A 26,028-nucleotide genomic window follows, 5' to 3' on the forward strand; every position below is an offset into this window, starting at 1 on the left:
CACATGGTACAACAATATCGAGTTGGTCGGCTCCAACAAGAAATTCAAAAAGAAGTCGATGACATTTTATTGAAGCGCGTGCGTGATCCGCGGGTGCAAGGAGTTACGGTCACTGGTGTTAAGGTGACAGGGGACTTACAACAGGCCACCATTTATTACAGTATTTTGTCGAGTGATAAAGCAGAGCAAGAAAAGGTTCAGCAGGGACTCGATAAAGCCACGGGGTTAATCCGGGGCGAACTGGGTCACCGCCTAAGTATCTACGTTACTCCGGAGATTCATTTTGAACGAGATGAATCGATTGAGTACGGAAGTAAGATTGACCAGTTGATTAATAAATTAAATCAATAATTAAAAATGACTGAGAAAAATTTTCTCAGTCATTTTTGCGTACATATACGAAGGAGGGAGCAAATGATCAACGGAATTATCCCGTTATATAAACCATTAGGCCTGACTAGTTTTGGCTGTGTCAGTAAAATTCGGGGGATTGTGCATCAAAAAAAGGTGGGCCATAGCGGTACCCTCGATCCAAACGTGGATGGAGTGTTACCAATTTGTTTAGGCAATGGGACTAAGGTGGTTGATTATCTGATGGCCACCGGGAAGACCTATCGAGGAGCGATTACCCTGGGTTTTGCGACAACCACTGAAGATTTGGATGGTGAAATTGTTGCCGAACAGCATGATTTTAAGCCCCTGACCGATGCACAAATTAAAACGGGATTAACGCACTTCATTGGTTCTCACATTCAGACGCCACCCATGTATTCGGCGGTTAAGGTGAACGGACGTCGCTTGTATGATTATGCCCGTCATGGCGAAACCGTCAAACGGCCGCAACGCACGATTCGGGTCACTGATTTCTATCAAATCGGAGATTCCATTGTTGATTGGAATGCTGGAACCCAAACGATTTTCTTTGAAGTGGATTGTGGCAAAGGAACCTACGTGCGGACGTTAGCGGTCGACTTTGGTCGCTACTTTGGCTTACCCGCCGTGATGTCACAACTAACTCGGATTGCTAGCGGTGGATTTGATATTCAGCAAACGGTCGCTTTAGAAACTCTGGAGGATGCGCAACAAGCCGGACAATTAGATCAGTTCATTTATCCAATTGACCATGCGCTTCACGCCTTTGCACACGTTGATTTGACGGCTGAACAGTGGATGCAGGTCCAACATGGGTCCTTTTTACCAGCATCAGACTTGCAGACTACTGAAGCAGAAATCGTTTTACGCTATAATAGTAGCGATAAGGCTTTATACTACTATGATGAAAGTCATCAGCGGTATAAACCACAAAAAATGTTTAGTTTGGAGTAACGAGCAATGAAAATTATCAAGTTGGCCTATCCGCTAGAAGCAGAGCAACAATTTCCGGCGCCAGTGGTGTTAGCAATGGGTTTTTTTGACGGAGTGCATCTCGGACACCAGAACGTCATTAATCGGGCAAAGGAAATTGCGTTAGAGCGTCAGCTGCCGCTCGCCATTTTAACCTATGATCATCATCCAGCACTGGTATATCAAAAGCTAACCGGGGATTCCGCGCGTTATTTAACCCTGCATCCGGAGAAGTATCGATTATTTGAACTGCTCGGGGTGGATTATGTGTATGAGGTTAACTATGACCATGACTTTCAAGCGCAAGCACCCCAGACATTCGTGGATAATTTTATTGTTCGGATGGGCGCCGCGGTGGTCGTAGCTGGTTTTGATCATACCTACGGAACTAAGGACGCCGCCATGGCAAACTTAGGAGAATATGCCCACCACCGGTTTACGGTCGAAACGGTTCCTGCGTTGTTGCTGGACGAGAAAAAAGTTAGTTCGACCCGGGTGCGCCGGAATTTGAGTGACGGCCACTTGGAAACAGTTCGGCGTTTATTGGGCCGGCCATTTGAAATTAGTGGAACGGTTGTGCATGGCCTAGCAAGGGGTCGGACCCTTGGGTTTCCGACTGCTAACGTTCAATATGATGACTTACAACGAATGCCACCGCTGGGAGTTTACATTGTCTTGATGCAGATTGATCACCAGTGGTATCCCGGGATGGCTTCGATTGGAAAAAACGTGACCTTTGGCGATCAAAATCCCGTGACGCTGGAGGTTAATTTATTGGATTTTCAGCGCAATTTGTATGGGAAACAAATTCAAGTTCAATTTTTGAAGAAAACTCGTAATGAGGTTAAATATCAAGGAGAAGCGGCATTGATTGACCAATTAAACCGAGATGAGCAAGAAACCAGAAACTTTTTTCAATCTAGGGAAGCGTAATTCTTGACCTTAATAATGATCCTTGATACAGTATAACTGTACCTTAGCACTTGATGATTGAGAGTGCTAAAAAGAGGTGGTGAAGATGCTCACTGACAGACAAAACTTGATTCTTAAACAGATTGTTGATGAATATTCGCAAACGGGGGAACCCGTTGGTTCGAAATCTTTGGCACAACACTTGCCAATTAAAGTTAGTTCAGCAACGATTCGGAACGAGATGAGTGTGCTTAGTCAAAATCACTTTATCGAACAGGTGCATACTTCTTCGGGACGAATTCCTTCTTATCAAGGTTATCGATATTACGTTGATAATTTGACGCAACCGATTCCACTAGAAGTCCAGGCACGCGACTACATTACAGAAATGTTAGCCGGGTCGTTTAAACAGTTAGACGATATTGTCAGACAGTCGGCCGATTTACTCTCCCAGATTACTGATTATACGGCACTAACGTTTACTCCGATGCTGCAACAGCAGGATGTAGTCGAGTCCTTCCGCCTCACGCAAATTAACCATCAGAACTTCATGGCCATTATGATGATGAAAAGTGGTCTAGTGCAAAGCCAACCATTTTTAACCGAGCAACCTTTGACGAGTTCTGACGGAAGCCATGTAGAAGCTTGGTTAAACCAACATCTACGTGGCGAATCACTAAGTCAAGTAACGCAAACTTTAGAAGCGGAGCTTGCAAGTGGTAATCAGCAGCCTGCTGATTTTACGCAGATTGTGAATGCGTTTGTGGTAGTAGCTAATAAGTTACGTCATGAGCAGTTCTTTGTCAGTGGTAGAAGTAACCTCTTCCACGGAGTGGGGGCCGAAACGTTTGCAAACTTGAAACCGCTCTACTCCTCGTTGAGTTCGGCAACTGACTTAGACACGATTTTACAATCTAGCGGTCAAGATGTATCGGTGCGATTAGGTTCAGAACTGCATAATGATTTATGGCGTAATTACAGTATCATTAGTGGAACCTATGATGCTGGTGCACATGGAGTTGGACGGATTGCGGTAATTGGTCCGACCCGAATGTTTTATCCACGGGTGATGGGCTTGGTAGACGCCTTTCGCGATGAACTACAAACAAGAATTCGTAGTTACTATCATGACTACGATCAGTAAGGAGGGTTAGCATGGCCAAAGAAAAAGAAACCAAAGCCACGAAAAAAGAGCAACCAGCTGACCAACAAAAGCCAGCAACAAAGCAAGCAGCTGACGAACAACCAAAAACAGATGTTGCGACTGAGCAAACGGAAAAGTTGCAGGCTGAGGTTGCTAAGTTGCAAGAACAACTAGATGGAGCGCAAAATGATTATTTACGTTCCCAAGCAGAGATTCAAAACATGCAAAAACGGAATCAAAAAGAAGTCAGTGAAATGGCTAAGTATGGTCCCCAGCAGCTAGCCAAGGACATCGTTCCGGCATTGGATGATTTAACCAGAGCGTTAGACGTTCAGGTTGATGATGAAAGTGGCCAGCAACTAAAGACTGGGATTGAAATGGTGGTTAAACATCTAGACAAGGCGTTAACTGATAATGATATCCACGCCGTTGATGAAGTGGGAGTGCAATTTGACCCGGAGATTCATCAAGCGGTGCAAACAGTGCCAGCGAGTGATGAACATCCAGCTGACACAGTTGTGCAAGTCTTACAAACCGGTTATCGATTAGCTGATCGAGTGATTCGTCCAGCAATGGTAATCGTGGCACAATAAATTAAGGATAAAAGGAGATAATACCATGGCAAGTAATAAAATTATTGGAATTGACTTAGGAACTACGAACTCAGCCGTTGCCGTTATGGAAGGTGGCAAACCCAAAATTATCACCAACCCAGATGGTTCGCGGACGACTCCATCAGTAGTTGCCTTTAAAGATGGTGAAACCCAAGTTGGTGAAGTTGCTAAACGTCAAGAAATCACTAACCCCAACACGGTTCGTTCTATTAAGAGCCACATGGGTGAACAAGGCTACACGGTTGATATTGATGGGAAGAAGTACACTCCCCAACAAATTTCAGCAATGATTTTGCAATACATCAAGGGCTACGCTGAAGACTACCTTGGTGATACGGTTACCGAAGCAGTTATTACGGTACCAGCTTACTTTAACGATGCCCAACGGCAAGCCACTAAAGATGCTGGTAAGATTGCTGGATTAGACGTAAAGCGGATTATCAACGAACCAACCGCTGCTTCTTTAGCTTACGGATTGGACAAACAAGATAAAGACGAAAAGATTTTAGTTTACGATTTAGGGGGAGGAACTTTTGATGTTTCCGTCCTTGAATTAGGTGATGGGGTCTTCCAAGTACTGTCAACGAATGGTGACACTCACCTAGGTGGGGATGACTTTGACCAACGGATTATCGATTGGTTAGTTGACAACTTCAAACAAGAACAAGGCGTCGACTTATCCCAAGACAAGATGGCTTTACAACGATTGAAGGATGCCGCCGAAAAAGCAAAGAAGGAACTCTCTGGAGTTAACCAAACTGAAATCAGTTTGCCATTTATCGCTTCGAACGATAACGGTCCTTTGCACCTGCAAACGACATTAACTCGGGCTAAGTTCAACGAATTAACTTCTGATTTGGTTGACAAGACCAAGGTTCCGTTTGAAAACGCCTTAAAGGATGCTGGCTTAAGCACTAGTGACATTGATGAAGTCATCTTGAATGGTGGTTCCACCCGGATTCCTGCTGTGCAAGAAGCTGTTAAGAAGTGGACTGGCAAGAACCCGAACCACTCCATTAACCCGGACGAAGCTGTTGCTTTAGGGGCTGCTGTTCAAGGGGGAGTCTTAACTGGTGACGTGAAGGATGTTGTGCTCTTGGATGTTACGCCATTATCCTTGGGAATTGAAACCATGGGTGGTGTAATGACGAAGTTAATTGACAAGAACACCACGATTCCAACTTCCAAGTCCCAAACCTTCTCGACTGCTGCTGATAACCAAACAGCCGTTGACATTCACGTGCTGCAAGGGGAACGGCCAATGGCTGCCGATAATAAATCGTTAGGTCGGTTCCAATTGACTGATATTCCTGCTGCTCCACGGGGAGTTCCACAGATTGAAGTTACCTTTGACATTGATAAAAACGGGATTGTAAACGTTTCTGCTAAAGATAAGGGAACCGGTAAGGAACAAAAGATTACCATCAAGGATTCTAATGGTCTTTCCGACGATGAAATCGAAAAGATGATGAAAGAAGCCCAAGCCAACGAAGAAGCCGACAAGAAGAAGAAAGAAGAAGTTGACTTAAACAACGAAGTTGATCAATTAATTTTCCAAACTGATAAGACTTTGAAGGACGTTGAAGGTAAGGTTTCTGAAGCTGAAATTAAAGAAGTGAAGGATGCTGAGGAAGAACTGAAGAAGGCCAAAGCAGACAACAACTTGGACGATATGAAGTCCAAGAAGGATGCTTTGAACGAAAAAGTGCAAGCAGTAGCCGTAAAACTTTACCAACAACAAGCTCAATCAGGTCAAAACGGTGATGGCGCTAACGATGATGCTACGAAGCAAGACGATGGCAACACCGTTGATGGTGACTTCCACGAAGTTAACGATGACGACAAAAAATAATTGAGCACGTTTCAAGTTCCTCGAAAAGTGGGAGCTTACCGGAGTGAATGACCACGAAGGTGATCAAAAAGCCAAAGCTGATGTGAACTGCTTTGGCTTTTTGTTTTAGAACCGCAACTTTAAATCAGGGAGGATTAGAGAATGGCAGCAAAAGATTATTATGATGTCTTGGGTGTTTCCAAGGATGCTTCTGAAAAAGACATCAACCATGCTTATCGTCATTTATCCAAAAAGTACCATCCAGACATCAACAAAGAACCGGGAGCCGAAGAAAAGTTTAAAGAAATTACCGAAGCCTACGAAGTCCTGAGTGACAAACAAAAACGGGCTAACTACGACCAATACGGATCTGCTGATGGGCCCCAAGGTTTTGGTGGTGGAGCCGGCGGAGGCGGTGGCTTCGGCGGCGCTGGTGGTGCTGGATTTGGCGATTTCTCAGATATTTTCAGCGATTTATTTGGTGGTGGCGGTCGGCGCCAAACCGATCCTACGGCACCTCAACAGGGTGAAGATTTGCAGTACCAAATGACTTTGACCTTTGATGAGGCCATCTTTGGGAAAACTACCAAGATTAATTACAGACGAGAAGCTCAATGTCCGGATTGTCACGGAACGGGAGCTAAACCAGGAACTCATCCAGAAACCTGTCCTGATTGTCATGGGACCGGCCGGATTGCTAGAACGGTGAACACCCCGATGGGACAGATGCAGACCCAAAGCACGTGTCCGCGGTGTGAAGGAACTGGGAAGATCATTAAGGACAAGTGTCTTAAGTGTGGTGGCGCTGGGAAGATTAGTGAAAACCACGAGGTAGAGGTTAAGGTTCCTGCTGGAGTCGAAGAAGGACAACAAATGCGGTTGCAAGGGCAAGGAAATGCTGGAGTTAACGGCGGTCCTTACGGTGATTTATTCGTTGTCTTCCGGGTTCTACCTAGTAAGGACTTTCAACGAGACGGATCCACGATTTACTACAACAAGGACATTTCCTTTACGGATGCAGCCCTTGGAAACGAAATCGACGTTAAAACCGTGTATGGTAATGGTAAGTTAACCATTCCAGCCGGAACCCAAACGGGCACGGTCTTTAAGTTAAAAGGGAAAGGTGCTCCACGTCTGCACAGCGATAGCAAGGGAGACGAAATGGTCCGCGTGACTGTGGTTACGCCTAAGAAGCTATCACCAGAACAAAAATTGGCTTTAAAAGCATTTGCCGAAGCCAGTGGAGAAAACCCAATCCCCGAAAAGGGATTCTTTGAAAAATTAAAAGATAAATTGAAATAATTGATGCTAATAGAGCGAGATGTAAATCTCGCTCTATTTGTTTCTGAACCGGGCCATTGGTATAATTAAGAAAAATGATCGACCGAAGAAAGCAGGAATGAACGTGGATTATCAAGAAATGAAAACGGACCAACGTAAAATCAGAAATTTTGCGATTGTAGCCCATATTGACCATGGAAAATCCACTCTAGCGGACCGGATTTTGGAGCTCACCGATACGGTGTCCAAACGCGAAATGAAGGATCAGCTACTGGATAACATGGATTTGGAACGCGAACGAGGCATTACGATTAAATTGAACGCTGTCCAGTTAAAGTATCACGGGAAAGACGGTGTGGATTACGTGTTTCACTTGATTGACACCCCAGGACACGTGGACTTTTCGTATGAAGTGTCCCGGAGCTTAGCTGCCTGTGAAGGGGCTATTTTGGTGGTGGATGCTACTCAAGGGATTCAAGCGCAAACGTTGGCTAACGTTTACCTTGCCCTTGACGATGACTTGGAAATTCTACCGGTGATTAACAAGGTGGATTTGCCATCTGCCGAACCGGAACGAGTCAAGAAGGAAATTGAAGACGTGATTGGTTTAGATACCAGTGACGCCGTCGAAATTAGTGCCAAAACGGGCTTGAACGTAGATAAGTTGTTAGAGGAAATTGTGGCTAAAATTCCCGCTCCCACGGGGGCCATTGATGCTCCGTTAAAGGGATTGGTCTTTGACTCTATTTATGATGATTATCGGGGTGTGGTCCTCAGCGTGCGGATCTTTGAGGGGGTTGTAAAAGCCGGCGACCGGATCCGGTTGATGAATAGTGGAAGTGAGTACGAAGTGACTGAAGTGGGAGTTAATTCCCCTAACCCATTGCCCCGCGACTTCCTGATGGCTGGGGATGTTGGCTATCTAACTGCTAGCATTAAAGACATTACCCAAACTCGAGTTGGAGATACGATTACGCTAGCTAATGATCCAGCAGAAAAGGCATTACCGGGTTATCGGGAAATGATTCCTATGGTTTACGCCGGGCTATATCCAACTGATAACGCAAAATTTGAGGACCTGCGAGAAGCGCTAGAAAAACTGAAGTTGAATGATGCCTCGCTCGAATTTGAACCAGAAGTTTCTGAGGCCCTCGGTTTTGGGTTTCGGTGTGGGTTCTTAGGTTTATTGCACATGGATGTAGTTCAGGAACGACTCGAACGCGAGTTTAATTTAGATTTAATTACTACGGCACCGTCGGTAACCTACCACGTTAATTTAACTGGTGGTGACATGGTAGAAGTGGAAAACCCAGCTGAAATGCCAGACGTTTCTACCATTAAAAGTATCGAGGAACCCTACGTGAAAGCCACAGTCATGGTTCCTAATGATTACGTGGGTGCCGTGATGAAACTCTGTCAAGCTCGGCGGGGAGAATTTGTGACGATGGAATATTTGGATGACGCCCGGGTGAATGTGATTTACCAAATGCCACTGTCAGAAATCATTTTCAACTTCTTTGACAAGCTTAAGTCTAGTACCAAAGGGTATGCTTCACTAGATTACGAAGTGGACGGTTATCACGCCAGTGACTTGGTTAAAGTGGATATCTTGTTAAATGGTGATCAAGTGGACGCGTTGAGTTTCATTGCCCACCGTCAGTTTGCGGAAGAACGGAGTCGTGACATTGTCCGGAAACTCAAGGAAATTATTCCGCGGCAAAACTTTGAAATTCCGGTCCAGGCGGCCATCGGTTCCAAGATTATTGCTCGGACCAACATTAAGGCGTACCGAAAGGACGTTACTTCTCGGATTCACACTGGGGATCCAGATCGGAGAGCAAAGTTGCTGGAGAAGCAGAAACGAGGGAAGAAACGGATGAAGGCCGTGGGAAAGGTGGATATTCCCCAGGAAGCATTCATGACCGTTCTGCAATCCGATACGGAACAAAACGGTGATTGATGAAAAATCCGCAACTGAAATAGCAGTTGCGGATTTTTAGTTAGGAAAATTTACTTCAACAGTGAAACATCTTTAATTAAACCCTATAACAGTAAAAACGTAAGATAATGATAATTCTCATTGTGGTATACTTAGGTTAGAAACCTGTTCTTAAATAAGTTTAGTTATTGGAGTCTTGACTTATGAAGTGTAAATGGAAAATAATTTTTAGTGGATTTGTAGTTACCCAAATGTTAGTTGCTTATCCCCAAATTGTGGATGCAGCTCCAGTGTCATCAGCGACCGTTAGTAATGTGACTGCTCAGGATCAACTGGCTGATCATATTGTGAATGGTTCTTTTGAGGAGCCGGTTTTACCTGCTAACAGTATTAATATTACCTCCGAAAATAATGTTCCAGGGTGGTCAACTACTGCTGGTGACCATAACATTGAAATGATGAATGGAAATGGTGGTAAGTACCATAATTTCAGGCCGGCCGTTGGAAATCAATGGGCAGAGATTAATGCCAATGAACCTGGGGAATTATATCAAGTGGTTAAATCTATTCCAGGGACAATCATGCATTGGAGTCTTTACCATGCTGGTAGGGATCAAACTGATACGATGGATATTAACATTGGAACGTTAACCAATCACAGCGCCGTTAGACGGGTTTCCAGTCCGAATCGAACGTGGACACGCTATGATGGTTATTATGAGGTCCCCGATGGGCAGACAGAAACTTACTTCGGATTTAAGAGTGTGACCAGTAAAGAACCTTCGTATGGTAATTACATTGATGGAGTAGAATTTAGTGTTTATTCTAAAACACCAATGCAGCCGGTGAATGCTAATAATGGTGAGGTAATTCCACCAAGTGAAAATAAATTTGATTTTCCGCCAGTTAATGGAAATGAAGGAGATCAAATTACAATTGATCCAAACACGTTGCCAGATATTCCTGGATACAATAAACCTAAAGAACCGTTTACGGTGACGATTCCGGCGGACGGGACGCCAATTGATATTCCATATACGCCGATTCCGGAACCAGAAACGCCGAGTCAGCCGGTGGATCAGAACGGGAACGTCATTCCGCATACGGGAATTGATTTTCCTAATTATCCTGGAAAACCCGGGGATCAAATCACGATTGATCCGAATACGTTGCCTGATTTACCTGGATACAATAAACCCCAAGAACCGTTTACGGTGACAATTCCGGCGGACGGGACGCCGATTGATATTCCATATACGCCGCTTCCGGAACCAGAAACACCGAGTCAGCCGGTGGATCAGAACGGGAAGGTCATTCCGCATACGGGAATTGATTTTCCTAAGTATCCCGGAAAGCCCGGGGATCAAATTACAATTGATCCGAATACGTTGCCTGATTTACCCGGTTATGAAAAACCGAAAACGCCTTTTACGGTAACAATTCCAGCGGACGGGACGCCAATCAACATTCCGTATACGCCGCTTCCGGAACCAGAAACGCCGAGTCAACCGGTAGATCAGAACGGGAACGTCATTCCGCATACGGGAATTGATTTTCCTAAGTATCCCGGAAAGCCCGGGGATCAAATTACAATTGATCCGAATACGTTGCCTGATCTACCCGGTTATGAAAAACCGAAAACGCCGTTTACGGTAACAATTCCGGCGGACGGGACGCCAATTAATATTCCATATACGCCACTTCCGGAACCAGAAACGACGAGTCAACCGGTGGACCCAAACGGGAAGGTCATTCCGCATACGGGAATTGATTTTCCTAAGTATCCCGGAAAACCTGGAGATCAAATCACGATTGATCCGAATACGTTGCCTGATCTACCCGGTTATGAAAAACCGAAAACGCCGTTTACGGTAACGATTCCGGCGGATGGGACGCCAATTGATATTCCATATACGCCGCTTCCAGAACCAGAAACGCCGAGTCAGCCGGTGGACCCAAACGGGAAAGTTATTCCGCATACGGGAATTGATTTTCCTAAGTATCCCGGAAAGCCCGGGGATCAAATCACGATTGATCCGAATACGTTGCCTGATCTACCCGGATACAATAAGCCTAAAGAACCGTTTACGGTGACGATTCCAGCGGATGGGACGCCAATTGATATTCCATATACGCCACTTCCAGAACCAGAAACGCCGAGTCAGCCGGTGGATCAGAACGGGAAGGTCATTCCGCATACGGGAATTGATTTTCCTAAGTATCCCGGAAAGCCCGGGGATCAAATTACAATTGATCCGAATACGTTGCCTGATCTACCCGGTTATGAAAAACCGAAAACGCCGTTTACGGTAACAATTCCGGCGGACGGGACGCCAATTAATATTCCATATACGCCACTTCCGGAACCAGAAACGACGAGTCAACCGGTGGACCCAAACGGGAAGGTCATTCCGCATACGGGAATTGATTTTCCTAAGTATCCCGGAAAGCCCGGGGATCAAATCACGATTGATCCGAACACGTTACCAGATATTCCTGGATACAATAAACCGAAAACGTCGTTTACGGTAACGATTCCAGTGGCTGGAAATCTGATTAACATTCCATACACACGAGGATCAGATAGGCAGGTGGTTTCACAGCACCAAGCTAAACAACCACTAATTCCGCAGTTAGGTGCTCAACATTCGATGGCAGTAGTTATCCTTGGTTTAATCTTGCTTTTGTTATCATTACTTATGGTGATTTTATTTGGATATTAAGTTATTCCAGAATTTAGGATATTTCTGATTAAAGTTAGAACTAACTCGGTTTTAATGAATGACTATTTCTATTGTGCATTTATTAACAATTGGTAGTATAATTAATCCGTTAAGTTAGTTAAATTTTTAGTTTAGAAATTGGAGTAGGACATGAAAAAAGTTGCTTTAATTACAGGAGCAGGACAAGGAATTGGAGAAGCAATCGCGAAACGTTTACACCACGATGGTTTTGCGGTGGCCTTAGTGGGTCGAACCCTGGACAAAGTCGAAGCAGTCGCTAAGGAAATCCAAAATGACCACGGCGATGCAATTGCGATTCAGGCCGATGTTGCAAAACGCGATGATGTTTTTGCCGCCGTGCAAAAGACTTACGACCACTTTGGTGATTTCAACGTAATGGTTAATAATGCTGGAGTGGCACCGACAACCCCAATTTTTGAGGTAACTCCAGAAGTTCTGGAAGAAGCCGAACGAATTAACGTTGGTGGAACAATTTGGGGCATTCAAGCAGCTGCCACGATGTTTAAGAATTTAGGTCATGCTGGTAAAATCATCAACGCTTCCTCGCAAGCCGGAATGACTGGAAATCCCAACTTAACGGTTTATGGATCTACCAAGTTTGCCATTCGAGGGATTACCGAAACCACGGCGAAGGAATTGGCAGACGATGGGATTACGGTCAACGCCTTCTGTCCCGGAATCGTGGTAACACCAATGATGAACGACATTGCCCAACAAGTGGCTGATAAAGCAGGAAAACCGTTTGAATGGGGAATGGAACAGTTTGCTAAGGACATCGCATTAAAACGGCTTTCGCAACCTGAAGACGTTGCTGGGTGTGTTTCTTATCTGGCTGGACCAGATTCAAATTACATGACCGGACAATCACTCTTGATTGACGGTGGAATGGTCTTTAATTAATAAAAATGGCTGAACCTGAATTTAAACAGGTTCAGCCATTTTTTTAGTTAACGCCAGCGACTAGCTCTTCTAGTTGGAAGAATTAGGAGAATCAAGAGCCACAGGGTTCCGATAGCCGGGATTATTTGAATCCAGAACCACCAACCTGAATGGTTGGAGTCGTGGAGCCGGCGGAAGGTTACAGAAATGCTTCCAATCCATGCTAAGAGAAACATGATTCCGTAAATAACGGAAACCATTTGGGCGGATACGGTGCCCGCTAGAACACCCAATAACCAAGCAGCTAGCAGCGCTAAGATGTAGTTAAAAATGAGGGGAATCCAGAATTCAACTAGCGAAGCGGTTCCCGAAAAGTTAAAGATATTATGCCAGAAATTACGATATGCTCTAAACATGATGGTCCTCCATTTTAAAATAGTTAGTTTCATTTTATTATATCAGAGGACAAATGGACATTTACACGAACTTTGAGGTGAGATATAATAGTACCGAACAAATGTTCGGGAGATGGAGTAATGAACTACGATGCAGAACCTCATGGGGTTTATTTTTTCATTGATAATAAGTCTTTTTACGCTAGCTGTGAAAGTGTAGCCCGAGGATTAAATCCGTTGACAGCTGTTTTATGCGTCATGTCAGAAACTGCCAACACTAACGGGGGACTAATTTTGGCTGCTTCCCCCCGTGCAAAGCAGTTGTTCGGGCTTCACAACGTCAACCGTCAGTATGAGTTGCCACACGATGAACATCTCATTCTGGTTCCACCACGCATGAATCTTTACATCAAAAAGAACCTAGAGATTAATCAGATTTTTACTGAATTTGCAGCTGAAGCAGACCTGCTACCATATTCGATTGATGAGTCGTTGTTAGACATGACCCACTCGTGGCGGTTATTTGGCAATACAGTGAAAACAGTGGCTCAGCAAATTCAGCGTGAGATTAAGCGACGCCTGGGTTTGTACGTCACGGTGGGAATTGGAGATAATCCGGTGCAAGCCAAGCTAGCCCTAGATCTTTATGCGAAGCATAACCGGAATCTGATTGGCGAACTGCATTATGAAGATGTGCCAACCAAACTGTGGCCAATTCAGAATTTAACGTCCGTATGGGGAATTGGCAAACGTCAGGCACAACGATTAGCACGATTAGGGATTCATTCGATGGCTGAGTTAGCTGCTGCTAATCCATATGTCTTAAAACAAGAGCTGGGGGTGATTGGAACCCAACTATTTGCGACTGCCTGGGGAATTGACCGTAGTAATCTGCACGAAGCTTATCAACCCCAACAACGGAGTTATAGTAACGGCCAGGTGTTGCCCCGGGACTACTGTCAGGAAAGTGAACTAGCAGTGGTGATTAAGGAACTAGCTGAACAGGTTGCCGCTCGCGTTCAGGCTCATCATTTCCAGGTCGGATCGGTTACGTTACAACTGGGCATGGCTCATGGGCAAGTCGATGCGCACCATCTCTCCCATACTCAGCGGATTCCGACTACGGATCAAACGGTTGAACTCCGGCAGGTGGTGATGGCAATATTTCAAAAGCTCTGGCACGGGGAAACGATTCGGTGGATTAATCTGGCCTTTGGTGATTTAACTCCTGCCACCGGAATGCAACTGGATTTACTAGCTGATAACCAGCGACGTACAAAGCAACGCGAGTTAGACCACGTCACCGCTGCGATTCGAAAACGGTTTGGAGTAGATGCTGTCTTTCGCGCTCAAAGTCTTTGTTCCGGGGGAACCGCGTTGGAGCGTGCCGGATTGGTGGGAGGTCATAGTGGGGGCAATAGCTATGAATAAGCCGGACGTTTCAACCACCGTTACGACCATTAACCACCGGATTTCCCGCCAGTTTCATCCTCAATCAGGAAGTCGATACACCATTTTAATTGTGCATGATCCGTATGCGCCCGCTTTTAACTGGTTCTTGAACATTAAGCATCCCCACCAAAACGCCCGCTCTCAGCCTCTGGCAGTTTTACCGAGTGATTTACAGTGTCTAGAAGCGGTTTTAAAGGGAGTCAGTGAGCAATATCACTTTACGATTAATTACCGAAACTGTGGTAATTTACGCTGGCCGACCACGGGACGTCTAATTGAGCAAACAGGTGATTTGTGATGAACGATCGGGTGGCCCAACAATTCTTCGCGCATGATTATCATGATCGAGGGGTCCAAAAGTGGCAGGGATACTTTTTATCTGATCATACCCAACACCTCCGCGAACGGCACCAAGCTGTTCAACAAGCTACTACTTGGGAGAGAATCCCAGCGATGAACCGGACAGAGATTAGCCAGGAACTACAGTACGCCGTGCGGAAGCGACAGCCAGTCACGTTAATTTGGCAACGAACCAGTGGCCTGGAAAATCAGTATTTTCAAGCCCAGGGACGGGTGACTGGAAACGAAGATGGGCTGTTACGGATTAATTCCCAGCTAATTCCCTTTGAACGAATTGTGGCAATTAAAAGAAAAAATTAAGTGGCTACACTTTATTATTTTTTTAAAATGACTTATAATAAAGATGTTCAAAGCTTCACATGATGAAGTGAACCAAACCCAAAGGAGAGATTACAATGGCATTAGATAACTACTTTACTGGATTACAACACGTTGGAATTCCAGCTACGGATTTAGACGAAACGGTGGCTTTTTACGAAAAGTTAGGTTTTACTAAAGCGGGCGAATTTTTATACCAAGGCAATCGTTGTGCATTCATGAAGTATGACAACTTAATGATTGAAACTTGGGAAGGTGACGAAACTGCTAAGGTTGACGGAGCCATTAACCACATTTCTTTAAATGCAACTGACGCAGCTGCTGCTTTACAAGAGGCTAAGGACATGGGCTTAGATTTAATTGATACTGAAATTCAAACTCGTCCATTTTGGGACAAGGGAATTAAGTTCTTTAACATTTATGGTCCGAACCACGAAAAGATTGAATTCTGTGAAATCGTAAAATAAGCTTTTTTAAGAGCAGGCGTATTGATGCGCCTGCTTTTTTGTGATTTTTAATGATTATTATCTAAATTAAAGAAATCTTCTTGCCATTTTAGGATTGCTCCAGTACCATGGGTAATAGGTTTAATCGAATTTATGAAAATGGAGGTGGATAACATGTTGGCAATGACGAAAAAATTTTTGCGTGATAACGGTTATCACTATAAAAAGGGTTACATCCGCCCGTTAATGACTCCAGACAGTGTTTACATTTTCCGGTTTGGCAAAGAAGAGTTGAACAATCGGATTATCTTACGATATGGACATGGCTGGACCGGGCGCCAAAAAATTAAAGAAATTGATTTACGTTTGCATAAACAAAAGCATCCACGGATTTTTAAGACCGAACGGAGTCTCTTGAAGTACCTCAAGTCACACCTTTCTTATCACGAAGCCAAGTTGCAAAAAATTAAAGAAGAACAATAATTGAAGCATCCTCGGCAGGGTGCTTCTTTTGCTAAGAGGGGACAACATACTATGAAGTTAACGGAAGTTCGCATTACTACCACTAACGAAGCCGAAGAAGCGGTTAGTAATTTGCTGATTACAGCCGGAGCTCAGGGAATTCAGCTTGATGATCAATTACCGGGCGACCAAGTGGCGGTAATTACGTATGTTACTGAGGACCTTAACCTAGCTGTCTTTATCAAACAAGTCGAAGAAGGACTGAGCCACTTTACTGAATATGGGCTAAACGCGGGCGTGGAGACGATTGAAACCCGCCCGGTTGACGAGCAGTGGACGACCGAATGGGAACAATATTACCACGCGGAGCGGATTACTCGTTACCTGACGGTGGTGCCTAATTGGGAAGATTATCAACCTGCTCAGACTGATCAAAAAGTGATTCGCCTCGATCCTGGGATGGCCTTTGGAACAGGAACGCATCCCACGACAAAGATGTCGTTACAAGCGTTAGAAACAACCTTGCGCGGGGAAGAAACGCTTTTTGACGTCGGAACCGGTTCTGGAGTACTTAGCATTGGAGCTCGGTTGCTAGGAGCAAAGTCAATTCGAGCGTGGGATAACGATCCCGTGGCGGTGGAAGCGGCTCAAAAAAACTTAGCAATGAATCTCGGAATGGAAGACATTCAGGTATCACAAAACAGTTTATTAACTGGGATTGACGGTACGGCCGACGTGATTGTCGCTAATATGTTAGCAGAAGTGTTATTACCACTAATTCCCCAGGTTCCTACGCACTTACGTAATCACGGTCACCTCATTCTTGCCGGGATTTACGTGGATCAATTACCCAAGATTCAGGCTCAGTTAGCCGAGCAGCAGTTGATTGCTGAACAAATCATGACGGTGGGCAACTGGCGAGCTGTGATTGCGACGCAGAAAGGACAGTAATGTGCAACATTATTTTATGGATCAAGCATTGAAGCTTGGAGCTCAAGTTTCGTTACCGACCGCGGTTCAAAAGCACTGGGTACGGGTATTACGGGCCAAACCGGGTGAGCAAGCAGAATTTGTGGATGATCAGCAACAAGTTTTTATTGGAGAACTAGTGGATGAAACTACGGGGACCATCAAAATTGTGTTGCAAAAGGATCACGATGCGGAGCTTCCGATTGTCACCACGATTGCTTGTGGATTACCAAAGAGCGGAAAAGCAGAGTTAATGGTGCAAAAGGCGACGGAAATGGGTGCTGCAGAAATTATTTTTCTGCCGACTGAATGGTCAGTGGCTCAGTGGAAGCACAAAGCTGGCAAAAAGGTGGAACGCTTGCAAAAGATTGCTCACAGTGCTGCCGAGCAATCTCACCGCAATCTAGTTCCTAAGGTTCGTTATTTAGGCCAGTTCACTGATTTATTAGACGTTCAGGTTGACCAACGAGTGGTGGCTTATGAAGAGGCGGCCAAACGCGGAGAAGTGAGTGAATTGGTGCGGATCGTAACTCAGATGCAACCAGGTCAACGCTTGCTAGCAGTCTTTGGACCAGAGGGGGGTCTAAGTCCTGCGGAGGTCGGATGGCTTCAGAATCATGCTTTTCACGTGGTGGGCTTAGGCCCCCGGATTCTGCGAACTGAATCAGCACCGTTGTACTTTTTAAGTGCCATGTCTGTACTTTCCGAACTTAAATGATAGAATGTTATTAAAATCAAGTAAATTACGAATGATGTCATTGCTAAGTGGGGGTGAAACCGATGGCTAGTCTAAAACAGTGGCAACCCACTGAGATTTTTTCCAAAATTCAGACCGAAATGACTCCGGATCAAGTTGACATGGTTAAACGGGCGTATCAAGTCGCTCGGCATGCTCATGGAACGAATTTACGTGCTTCTGGAGAAAGCTATATTGCCCATTCCACTAACGTAGCCGGTATCTTAGCTGATTTAAACATGGATTCCGTGGCAGTAACGGCCGGTTTTTTACATGACGTAGTGGAAGATAGCAACGTACAACTTGCAGACGTGCGGGAGCAATTTGGTGATGACGTAGCCCTGATTGTGGACGGAGTTACCAAGATTAGTAAAATCAAATATAATTCCAGTCGCGAAGCATTGGCAGAAAACTACCGCAAGTTGTTGCTGGTAATGTGTAAAGACATTCGAGTTATGATCGTGAAACTTGCAGACCGGATGGACAATATGGATACGTTGGGGGATTTAAACCCTGAGTTTCAGCCCCGTTTTGCCAAGGAAACGCTGGATGTGTATGCACCGATTGCTGATCGCCTTGGGATGGGAACCGTTAAGTGGGAACTGCAGGATATGGCCCTGCGCTACCTGAATCCAGATGCGTACTACAAAATTGCTCACTCCATGAAATCCAAGCGTAACGAACGGGAATCTTACATCCAGGATGCGATTTGCGAAGTTAAAAACGCCATCAAGGATTATCACATTGATGCTGAAATTTATGGACGTCCCAAACACATTTATTCCATTTACAAAAAGATGGTGGACAAGCACAAGAAGTTTGAAGAAATCTATGACTTGTCGGCCATTCGGATTATTGTTGATACGGTGAAGGATTGTTATGCCATTTTGGGAGCAGTTCATGCCAAGTGGCCGCCAATGCCCGGAAGGTTTAAGGACTACATTGCAATGCCTAAACCCAACCTGTACCAGTCATTGCACACAACTGTGATTGGTCCGGAAGGCAAACCGCTCGAAATCCAGATTCGAACCAAAGAGATGCACCGGATTGCCGAATACGGGGTAGCGGCCCACTGGGCTTATAAGCAAGGTGAGACCGACGCGGTTGCCAATGATGAAAATAACATGCAATTGAACTGGTTTAAAAAGATTATTGAAATTCAAGAAGAAACTGATAACGCTTCTGAGTTCATGGATAGCGTGCAAGGAGAGCTTTTCTCTGATCACGTATATGCCTTTACTCCGAACGGGGACGTGCTGGAATTACCTCAGGGGGCGGGTCCATTAGACATGGCTTACTCCATTCACACGCAAGTTGGTCACCGAGCTACGGGAGCACGGGTCAACGGCAAGATGGTTTCTTTGGATTACCAGATTAAAAATGGAGACATCGTAGAAATCATTACGTCTGCCAATTCGACGGGACCAGGGAAAAACTGGTTGGATTTGGTGCATACGAACAGTGCTAAGCACAAAATTAATCAGTTTTTCAAAAAGCAAAATCGTGAAGATAACATTAAAACCGGGGCGGAATTACTTCACAATCAACTGGAAGAAACCGGTTATGTACCCAATGAATTGTTAACTACCGAGAACTGGGATCGGGTTTTAAACGAACTACACTACCGGTCGGAAGACGATTTATTGGCCGCCCTTGGTTTTGGCGACATTCACGTAGTGGGAGTGGCCAACCGGTTTACCAGTGAGATCCGGGATGAACGGCAACGAGAACGCGAACAACAAGCTGAACAAGAGCTTTTGGAACAACCCCAGACTCTTTCGACAAAAAAAGAAGCACAGGCTCCGCAGGGGAATCGACCAGCGGATAACGTTGCTATCGATGGAATTGACAACGTCTTAGTACGGATTAGTCATTGTTGTTTGCCACTGCCAGGTGACGAAATCATCGGTTACATTACGAAGGGTCGGGGCATTTCGATTCACCGGGTTGATTGTAATAATTTTAGTCAAGCCGAACCAGGTCGAATCATTGCAGCACACTGGCGCCATGTGGATGATAATCGGATTAATTACCAATCAAAACTCCGGTTTGAAGCCGATAACCGGAATGGGGTTTTAAACGATGTGATTAAACGGTTTAGCAATAGTCCGGTTCAATTAACTTCAATTAATGGTCGGGTTCACGACGATACCGGGGTGACCATCGAAGCCATTGTGGAGGTTCACAACGTTGCTCAAGCAGAACGAGTGTTGGATACCGTCAAAATGGTACCGGGGGTCGCCACAGCGACCCGAATTTTGAACTAAAGGAGAGTTTCATGAAGTTAGTGATTCAACGAGTCCAACGAGCAGCAGTTCGCATTGACGAGCAAGAAGTAGGAGCCATTCAAACTGGTTTTTTGATTCTCGTTGGGGCAGAAGCAGGAGATAATCAAGCGACAGTTCAGCACCTAGCGCAAAAGGTTGCCAAGCTCCGGGTATTTGAAGACGAAGCCGGGAAAATGAACTTGAACATTAAGCAGGTAGACGGTGCCGTTTTATCGGTTTCTCAATTTACGTTATTAGCCGACTTACAACACGGGAACCGCCCGTCGTTTAAGCAAGCTGGGGCTCCTGCTGAAGCCAACCATAATTATCAATGTTTTAATGCTGCTTTAGCAGATCAAGGTTTACCCGTGGCTACGGGTGAATTTGGGGCGGACATGCAAGTCGAATTGGTTAATGATGGACCAGCCACCTTCTTGATGGATTATCAGGAGCCCAACGCATGACAAATTTGATTTGGGACTTTGATGGAACGCTCTTTGATACCTATCCGTACATGGTCAGTGCCTTTACCAAGGCGCTCCAACAAAACGGGATTGATGAGGTTGAGATTGATGGCGACGAAATTTATCAGCAGATGCGAATTCACTCGTTAAACTCGGCCATCACGAAGTTTAGTGCCCGCTTTCATCTGGACTCGGAGCGCTTGCTCGCTGATTATCGCCGGTTTGAAGCACTGGAAATTCAGTTATCCCAGCCGTTTGCTGGTGGTCCAACAATTTTACAAGCAGTTACAGCTAACGGAGGTCAAAATGGCCTATTAACCCATCGAGATGAACATGCCATCGCGTTATTGGAGCAGTTCAAACTAAAATCCCTGTTCACCGGTTTTGTAACCAGTCAACAGGGATTGGCTCGGAAGCCTGATCCAGCTTCCTTACTCTTTTTAATTAAGCAGCAGCATTTGAATCCCACAGAAACTTTCATGGTAGGGGACCGAAAGCTGGACGTTGAAGCTGCACACAATGCGGGAATCCAATCGGTGTTATTCGATCCGGATTATCTCCTAGAGGCGACCGGGAATCCAACGGTGACGATTCATTCGTTAGCAGAGTTACAGCAGTTACTGTAATACGGAAGCACAAATTTGATCAAGAAATGGTTCGTAACTTTCGCCAAAAAGGACGACGTGCATTAAAACGTAGTAGAAGCGATACCAAATGAGTCGTGCTTCAATGCCGGGACGGAACGGATAAACCTGTTGATAGCCTTGGTAAAAGGCATCCGTAAACCCACCAAAAACGGTAGTGACACCGAGGTCAAATTCGCGATCTCCATAATAAACATCTGGGTCAATCAATACTGGTTGGTGAGCTGCGTTAAACAACGCATTACCAGACCAAAGATCACCATGAAGCAGACTCGGAGTGATTTCATGCTCTGCTTCATATTGTTGCATTTGTTTAATAATTAAAGCTAAGGCCGCAGTTAGATTTGAGTTCCAGCGGCCTTTTTGCTGGGCTAAATCCGCAAGGGGTTGCAGACGTTGGTTCGCAAAAAAAGTTGCCCAACTAGTTTGCCACTGGTTATTTTTCGGGAAGCGCCCGAGTTGAAAGTCGTGGTCGAGACCAAAGCGCTTTTCATGTTGCTGATGGACCTCTGCCACCATTTTCCCTAATGCTAATTGGTCGCCGGTGCCAATGTCTAGCCAGTTTAGCAGTAAAAAGCCATCCGTTTCAATGGTCCCACTGGTAATTATCTGGGGAACGCGCGCAACAGCTCCAATCAGGTTTAAGCCTTCAATTTCGTGGGCGAAAAAAGCTTGCCCGCGACCAGGCTGCACCTTTAAAAAGTAGCGTTGGTCTTTTTTGGTTACAATTTCATACGCTTCGTTAATGTCACCACCCGAAACGGGGGTTACCGTTTGGATGTTATTAATGGGTAATTGTGCTAACCATTCTGAACTTAACGTTTTCATGAGAACCTCCTAAAATTAATAGTGGTCGTTAACGTATTCCTTAATCCCGGCAGTGATTTCTGCGGCAGCCTGTTTGCGGTAGTTCGGATTTTTAATTCGTTTAAAATCAAGATCATTATTCATATAACCCATCTCCAATAAAACCGCGGGGACAGAATTATCGCGGATGACGAGATAATCGCCCGTTTTAACGCCTTTATTTTCGAGTCCCAGATGACCCAATTGATTGTTAATGGATTGGGCGAGCTGTTTGGACGCTCCTGGATGGTAATAATAGGTCGTAAAACCGGTTCCCGAATTGGGCGTGGCCGCAGAGTCAAAATGAAAGCTGACAAAGAGGTTGGCTTGTTGTGCTGCTGCTAAGCGTGGTCGTTGTTTGAGTCCGACCGTATGATCCTTAGTTCTAGTCATAATGACGTTGGTTCCACTTTTTTGTAGATTGCTAGCAACTTGCTGGGCCAGTTTTAAGGTATATTTTTTCTCCGGTTGGTTCGAATTAGCTAGGGCGCCGGAGTCATGACCACCGTGACCAGGATCTAACACAATGGTTGTTTCTGCTAGCTTACTAGCCGTTTTGACCTGGGAATGCTTATTTAATAGCCAGTTAGGGACCCAACCAATTTTTTGTTGTTGATATACCACTTGAGCCCACTGCCGGTTTTTGGTGATGATTTGGACTCGATCACCGCGATTAACGGTTCCAATCGTCTGACTGGTGGGCGTCGGTGCTGCTTTAATGGCGAGCTGGTTAAGGGGAACTGCCACGTTGTTACGTAAAAGCATAGTGCCGATGACTAATTCGGTTCCTAAAATTACCAAAATGGTAACCCAAAATCCCCGTCGATTTCGTATTTTAAAGTGCATGGTTTTTTCCTCACTAAGATTAAAATAATTCCTTAGCTAATATCATATAACTTTTTCAGACTTCTGACAGTAAATCTCAATTAGGTCCTTGACTTTCGGATGGCTTTTGATTAGGGTAAAATCAAGTGTTAGTTCGTTGATAACGAAGAGTATCAAGTAACCATTTTTCAGAAAGCGTTCGGGAGTGGAAGAACGCAATGAAGTGCTTGAAAAGACGCGTTTGGAACTACCAAATGGAAAAATTAAATAGAGTTAAAAGTGATAAAAAAAGGTGGTACCGTGCATTTGCGCCCTTAGAGCAATTTTGCATGGTCTTTTTTATGGAATCAACCGATTAACTCGAAAGGAAGATTATCAGATGAAACGAACTACCTATGCAGGCGACGTGAACGAACGTTACTTGGATCAAATGGTGACGTTAGACGGTTGGATTGCGAAAAAACGCGACCTCGGAAGCTTGATGTTTGTTGATTTACGGGATCGAGCTGGAATTGTACAACTGGTCTTTAACGAAAAAGAAAATCCAGAAGCCTTTCAAGTTGCAAGCCAGGCTAAAAATGAATTTGTGATTGAAGTTCAAGGTCAGGTCGTAGCGCGGTCAGAAAAAGAAATCAATCCGGATTTGTACACGGGAAAAGTCGAAGTTCACGTTCAAGCAGCGAAGATTTTGAGTACTTCAAAACCAGTGCCCTTTGAAATTAAGGATGATACTAACGCTACGGATGATTTGCGTTTGAAATATCGGTACCTTGACCTCCGGCGCTCAGTGATGCAACAGGGGATTTTAATCCGGAACCGGATTTTACAGGCGACGCACCGCTACCTAGATCAACACGGATTCATTGACATTGAAACCCCAGATTTAACGGCTTCTACTCCAGAAGGAGCACGGGATTACCTGGTGCCATCTCGAGTTTATCCGGGGTCATTCTATGCTTTGCCGCAATCACCCCAACAATTTAAGCAAATGTTGATGGGAGCTGGCTTTGACCGTTATTACCAAATTGCTCGTTGTTTCCGGGACGAAGATTTACGGGGCGATCGGCAACCAGAATTTACGCAAATTGACTTAGAAACTTCGTTTATGAGTGCCAAAGACATTCAAGACATCACCGAAGGTTTAATTAAAGAAGTGATGAAGGATGCCGTGGATTACGACGTTCAACTGCCGTTTGAACGGATTACCTGGCAAGAATCAATGGATCGATTTGGGACTGATCAACCAGATACCCGTTTTGGCATGGAATTAAAGGACGTATCTGCAATTGTAGCTGATTCTGACTTTAAGGTCTTTAGTGCTGCGATTGAAAATGGTGGTCAAGTTAAGGCCATTGCCGTTCCAAATGGGGCAGCTGCTTACTCCCGCAAAGAAATTGATCAATACACAGATTACGTTAAGCGGTTTGGAGCTAAAGGTTTGGCTTGGTTGAAGGTGACCGATGACGGTTTCTCTGGACCAATTGCGAAGTTCTTCAAGGATGCGGATCAAGCAGTCGCTTTGAAAGAGCAAACGGGTGCTAAGAGTGGCGATTTACTGTTATTTGCCGCTGATCGAGCAAAAGTAGTCGCGGATACCTTAGGGTACTTACGGGTGGCAATTGCCAAGGAACAAGACATGATTCCAGCTGACAAGTATAACTTCCTGTGGGTTGTTGACTGGCCGCTCTTTGAATATGATGAAGGAGCCCAACGCTGGACGGCCGCACATCATCCGTTTACGATGCCTAACGAAGGGGACGAACACTACTTAGATGAAGGAGAAGATCCGCATCAAGCCCACGCCCAGAGTTACGACATTATTTTAAACGGTCTTGAACTTGGAGGAGGATCCATCCGGATTCATACGCGCGAATTACAAGAAAAAATGTTTCGAGCCCTAGGCTTTACCCCTGAAAGTGCTGAAGCCCAATTTGGTTACTTCTTACGGGCTTTAGACTATGGTTTTCCACCACACGGTGGTTTAGCCATTGGCTTAGACCGGTTTGCTCGGTTATTGGCAAAGCGGGGTAACATCCGGGATGTCATTGCCTTTCCAAAGAATTCGAAAGCCGTTGATCCATTAACTAATGCTCCAACGCCAGTATCACCTAAACAGCTAGATGAACTAGGCATTGAAGTCGAAAAACCAACTGATTAACATTGCGAAAAAGAACGTTGCGAATGGTTCGTAACTTCTTTTTTTCGTGTTATACTACTACGTGATAATCACAATAACTTGAAGTAGAGGGTTGCTTATGGACGATGTGCACAAGGTCATTCGCCGGCACCAAATCATTACGAAACTATCAACCGCATTTATCTATGCGACGTTAGTTTCAATTGCCATGAATTTTTTCTGGACGCCTGGACATATTTATTCATCTGGAATTACCGGATTCGCGCAGTTATTAAACACCGTTTCCCAACGGTACTTGCCGTTTACCTTATCAACGGCACTGGCCTTGCTGTTACTAAACGTGCCGCTACTACTATTAGCATGGAAACAAATTGGTCATCAGTTCGCGATTTTTACGTTTATTTCAGTCTTGTTAGCCAGTTTTATGATTAAGATTTTACATCCGTTAACGTTAACATCCGATCCATTAATCTGTGCGCTCTTTGGGGGGGCTGTGAATGGGTTTGGAACGGGGCTGGCGTTAAAGAATCAGATTTCAACGGGAGGGTTAGACATCCTGGGAATCGTGATTCAACGAAAAACGGGGCGTTCAATTGGAAACATTAACATTCTTTTTAATTCAATCATCATCATTTCAGCCGGATTTATGTACGGTTGGCCGTATGCGTTTTACTCTGCAATTGGGTTGTTTGTGAATGCGAAGGTCATGGATTTAACCTATACTAGACAACAACGGATGGAAGTCATGATTGTGACGGACTTTCCTAAAACGGTCGTTGATAGTGTGCAAAATCACCTCAGGCGCGGAATTACCATCGTGCACAACGCGGAAGGGGCCTATCATCATGATAAAAAAGCGATTCTCTTTACGGTCATTTCCCGGTACGAGAAAAATGAATTAGATGAAGCCCTGCAGGAAGCTGATCCTAATGCTTTTGCGGTGGCGTTGGATGTAGATGAAGTGTTTGGTCATTTCTACGAGACCAAGCCGAAATAAAAACTGGACATTAACTTAGAAA

The 26,028-nt window shown here is 44.9% G+C and carries 25 protein-coding genes; 22 read left to right on the top strand and 3 right to left on the bottom strand.

Going from position 1 to position 26,028, the window contains the following annotated elements; genetic code table 11:
• Positions 1-3: 3 nt before the first annotated feature.
• The 10 genes from rbfA to M3M38_RS00410 all read left to right on the top strand — a co-directional run bounded on the left by rbfA (position 4) and on the right by M3M38_RS00410 (position 12,709).
• A complete protein-coding gene (gene rbfA / locus M3M38_RS00365; RefSeq protein ID WP_252767116.1) occupies positions 4-351 on the top strand; it encodes a 30S ribosome-binding factor RbfA in 348 nt (115 codons plus the stop codon).
• Between the two features lie 63 nt (positions 352-414).
• Positions 415-1,326 carry a tRNA pseudouridine(55) synthase TruB gene (gene truB, locus M3M38_RS00370; RefSeq protein ID WP_252814227.1) on the top strand — a complete coding sequence of 304 codons (912 nt, stop codon included), beginning with the start codon at positions 415-417 and terminating at the stop codon, positions 1,324-1,326.
• Positions 1,327-1,332: 6 nt separating this feature from the next.
• Positions 1,333-2,277, top strand: coding sequence for a riboflavin biosynthesis protein RibF (gene ribF, locus M3M38_RS00375; RefSeq protein ID WP_252814228.1), 945 nt, complete (start codon positions 1,333-1,335; stop codon positions 2,275-2,277).
• An 85-nt stretch (positions 2,278-2,362) separates the two neighbouring features.
• Positions 2,363-3,400 carry a heat-inducible transcriptional repressor HrcA gene (hrcA, locus tag M3M38_RS00380; RefSeq protein WP_252767119.1) on the top strand — a complete coding sequence of 346 codons (1,038 nt, stop codon included), beginning with the start codon at positions 2,363-2,365 and terminating at the stop codon, positions 3,398-3,400.
• 11 nt (positions 3,401-3,411) lie between these two features.
• Positions 3,412-3,993 carry a nucleotide exchange factor GrpE gene (grpE, locus tag M3M38_RS00385; protein WP_252814229.1) on the top strand — a complete coding sequence of 194 codons (582 nt, stop codon included), beginning with the start codon at positions 3,412-3,414 and terminating at the stop codon, positions 3,991-3,993.
• Between the two features lie 25 nt (positions 3,994-4,018).
• Positions 4,019-5,866 carry a molecular chaperone DnaK gene (gene dnaK, locus M3M38_RS00390; protein ID WP_252814231.1) on the top strand — a complete coding sequence of 616 codons (1,848 nt, stop codon included), beginning with the start codon at positions 4,019-4,021 and terminating at the stop codon, positions 5,864-5,866.
• Between the two features lie 141 nt (positions 5,867-6,007).
• Complete coding sequence (gene dnaJ / locus M3M38_RS00395; RefSeq protein ID WP_252814232.1) at positions 6,008-7,147, top strand: molecular chaperone DnaJ; 1,140 nt, start codon at positions 6,008-6,010, stop codon at positions 7,145-7,147.
• A 97-nt stretch (positions 7,148-7,244) separates the two neighbouring features.
• The gene (gene lepA, locus M3M38_RS00400) at positions 7,245-9,086 is read left to right on the top strand and encodes a translation elongation factor 4 (RefSeq protein ID WP_252814234.1); all 1,842 of its coding nucleotides are present in this window, start codon (positions 7,245-7,247) and stop codon (positions 9,084-9,086) included.
• 182 nt (positions 9,087-9,268) lie between these two features.
• Entirely contained in the window at positions 9,269-11,788 is a 2,520-nt protein-coding gene (locus M3M38_RS00405; RefSeq protein ID WP_252814236.1) for a DUF5978 domain-containing protein, read from the top strand.
• 150 nt (positions 11,789-11,938) lie between these two features.
• A complete protein-coding gene (locus tag M3M38_RS00410; protein ID WP_252814237.1) occupies positions 11,939-12,709 on the top strand; it encodes a (S)-acetoin forming diacetyl reductase in 771 nt (256 codons plus the stop codon).
• Between the two features lie 47 nt (positions 12,710-12,756).
• On the opposite strand, the gene M3M38_RS00415 is transcribed toward M3M38_RS00410, so the two are convergent.
• Positions 12,757-13,104, bottom strand: coding sequence for a DUF805 domain-containing protein (locus M3M38_RS00415; protein ID WP_252767125.1), 348 nt, complete (start codon positions 13,102-13,104; stop codon positions 12,757-12,759).
• A 120-nt stretch (positions 13,105-13,224) separates the two neighbouring features.
• On the opposite strand from M3M38_RS00415, the gene M3M38_RS00420 reads away from it, so the two are divergent.
• The 10 genes from M3M38_RS00420 to M3M38_RS00465 all read left to right on the top strand — a co-directional run bounded on the left by M3M38_RS00420 (position 13,225) and on the right by M3M38_RS00465 (position 21,183).
• Positions 13,225-14,514 carry a Y-family DNA polymerase gene (locus M3M38_RS00420; protein WP_252814238.1) on the top strand — a complete coding sequence of 430 codons (1,290 nt, stop codon included), beginning with the start codon at positions 13,225-13,227 and terminating at the stop codon, positions 14,512-14,514.
• Complete coding sequence (locus M3M38_RS00425) at positions 14,507-14,833, top strand: hypothetical protein (RefSeq protein ID WP_252814239.1); 327 nt, start codon at positions 14,507-14,509, stop codon at positions 14,831-14,833. The genes M3M38_RS00420 and M3M38_RS00425 overlap by 8 nt, the downstream gene beginning before the upstream one ends.
• The gene (locus M3M38_RS00430; protein WP_252814240.1) at positions 14,833-15,195 is read left to right on the top strand and encodes a hypothetical protein; all 363 of its coding nucleotides are present in this window, start codon (positions 14,833-14,835) and stop codon (positions 15,193-15,195) included. Before M3M38_RS00425 ends, M3M38_RS00430 begins: the two co-directional genes overlap by 1 nt.
• A gap of 95 nt (positions 15,196-15,290) precedes the next feature.
• Complete coding sequence (locus tag M3M38_RS00435) at positions 15,291-15,680, top strand: VOC family protein (RefSeq protein ID WP_252767129.1); 390 nt, start codon at positions 15,291-15,293, stop codon at positions 15,678-15,680.
• Positions 15,681-15,833: 153 nt separating this feature from the next.
• Entirely contained in the window at positions 15,834-16,142 is a 309-nt protein-coding gene (locus tag M3M38_RS00440; RefSeq protein ID WP_252767455.1) for a hypothetical protein, read from the top strand.
• Between the two features lie 51 nt (positions 16,143-16,193).
• A complete protein-coding gene (gene prmA, locus M3M38_RS00445; protein ID WP_252814241.1) occupies positions 16,194-17,072 on the top strand; it encodes a 50S ribosomal protein L11 methyltransferase in 879 nt (292 codons plus the stop codon).
• 1 nt (position 17,073) lies between these two features.
• Entirely contained in the window at positions 17,074-17,808 is a 735-nt protein-coding gene (locus tag M3M38_RS00450) for an RsmE family RNA methyltransferase (protein ID WP_252767131.1), read from the top strand.
• A gap of 62 nt (positions 17,809-17,870) precedes the next feature.
• Positions 17,871-20,093, top strand: coding sequence for a RelA/SpoT family protein (locus tag M3M38_RS00455; protein ID WP_252814243.1), 2,223 nt, complete (start codon positions 17,871-17,873; stop codon positions 20,091-20,093).
• Between the two features lie 11 nt (positions 20,094-20,104).
• The gene (dtd, locus tag M3M38_RS00460; RefSeq protein WP_252814245.1) at positions 20,105-20,557 is read left to right on the top strand and encodes a D-aminoacyl-tRNA deacylase; all 453 of its coding nucleotides are present in this window, start codon (positions 20,105-20,107) and stop codon (positions 20,555-20,557) included.
• Positions 20,554-21,183 (top strand): HAD-IA family hydrolase, encoded by a 630-nt coding sequence (locus M3M38_RS00465; RefSeq protein WP_252814247.1) that lies wholly within the window; start codon positions 20,554-20,556, stop codon positions 21,181-21,183. The genes dtd and M3M38_RS00465 overlap by 4 nt, the downstream gene beginning before the upstream one ends.
• Here M3M38_RS00465 and M3M38_RS00470 read toward each other — a convergent pair.
• On the bottom strand, positions 21,175-22,029 hold the full coding sequence (locus tag M3M38_RS00470; protein WP_252814248.1) for a fructosamine kinase family protein: 855 nt from the start codon (positions 22,027-22,029) through the stop codon (positions 21,175-21,177). The genes M3M38_RS00465 and M3M38_RS00470 overlap by 9 nt on opposite strands.
• Before the next feature lie 15 nt (positions 22,030-22,044).
• Positions 22,045-22,893: an N-acetylmuramoyl-L-alanine amidase family protein gene (locus M3M38_RS00475; RefSeq protein ID WP_252814252.1), complete on the bottom strand. Its 849-nt coding sequence runs from the start codon at positions 22,891-22,893 to the stop codon at positions 22,045-22,047.
• Between the two features lie 358 nt (positions 22,894-23,251).
• Here M3M38_RS00475 and aspS point away from each other — a divergent pair, with 358 nt between their 5' ends.
• Complete coding sequence (gene aspS, locus M3M38_RS00480; RefSeq protein WP_252814253.1) at positions 23,252-25,030, top strand: aspartate--tRNA ligase; 1,779 nt, start codon at positions 23,252-23,254, stop codon at positions 25,028-25,030.
• Positions 25,031-25,127: 97 nt separating this feature from the next.
• Complete coding sequence (locus M3M38_RS00485) at positions 25,128-26,006, top strand: YitT family protein (RefSeq protein ID WP_252767138.1); 879 nt, start codon at positions 25,128-25,130, stop codon at positions 26,004-26,006.
• The last annotated feature ends 22 nt before the right edge of the window (positions 26,007-26,028 follow it).

This window comes from Fructilactobacillus cliffordii (assembly GCF_024029355.1).
In the GTDB taxonomy this organism is placed as follows: Bacteria; Bacillota; Bacilli; order Lactobacillales; family Lactobacillaceae; genus Fructilactobacillus; species Fructilactobacillus cliffordii.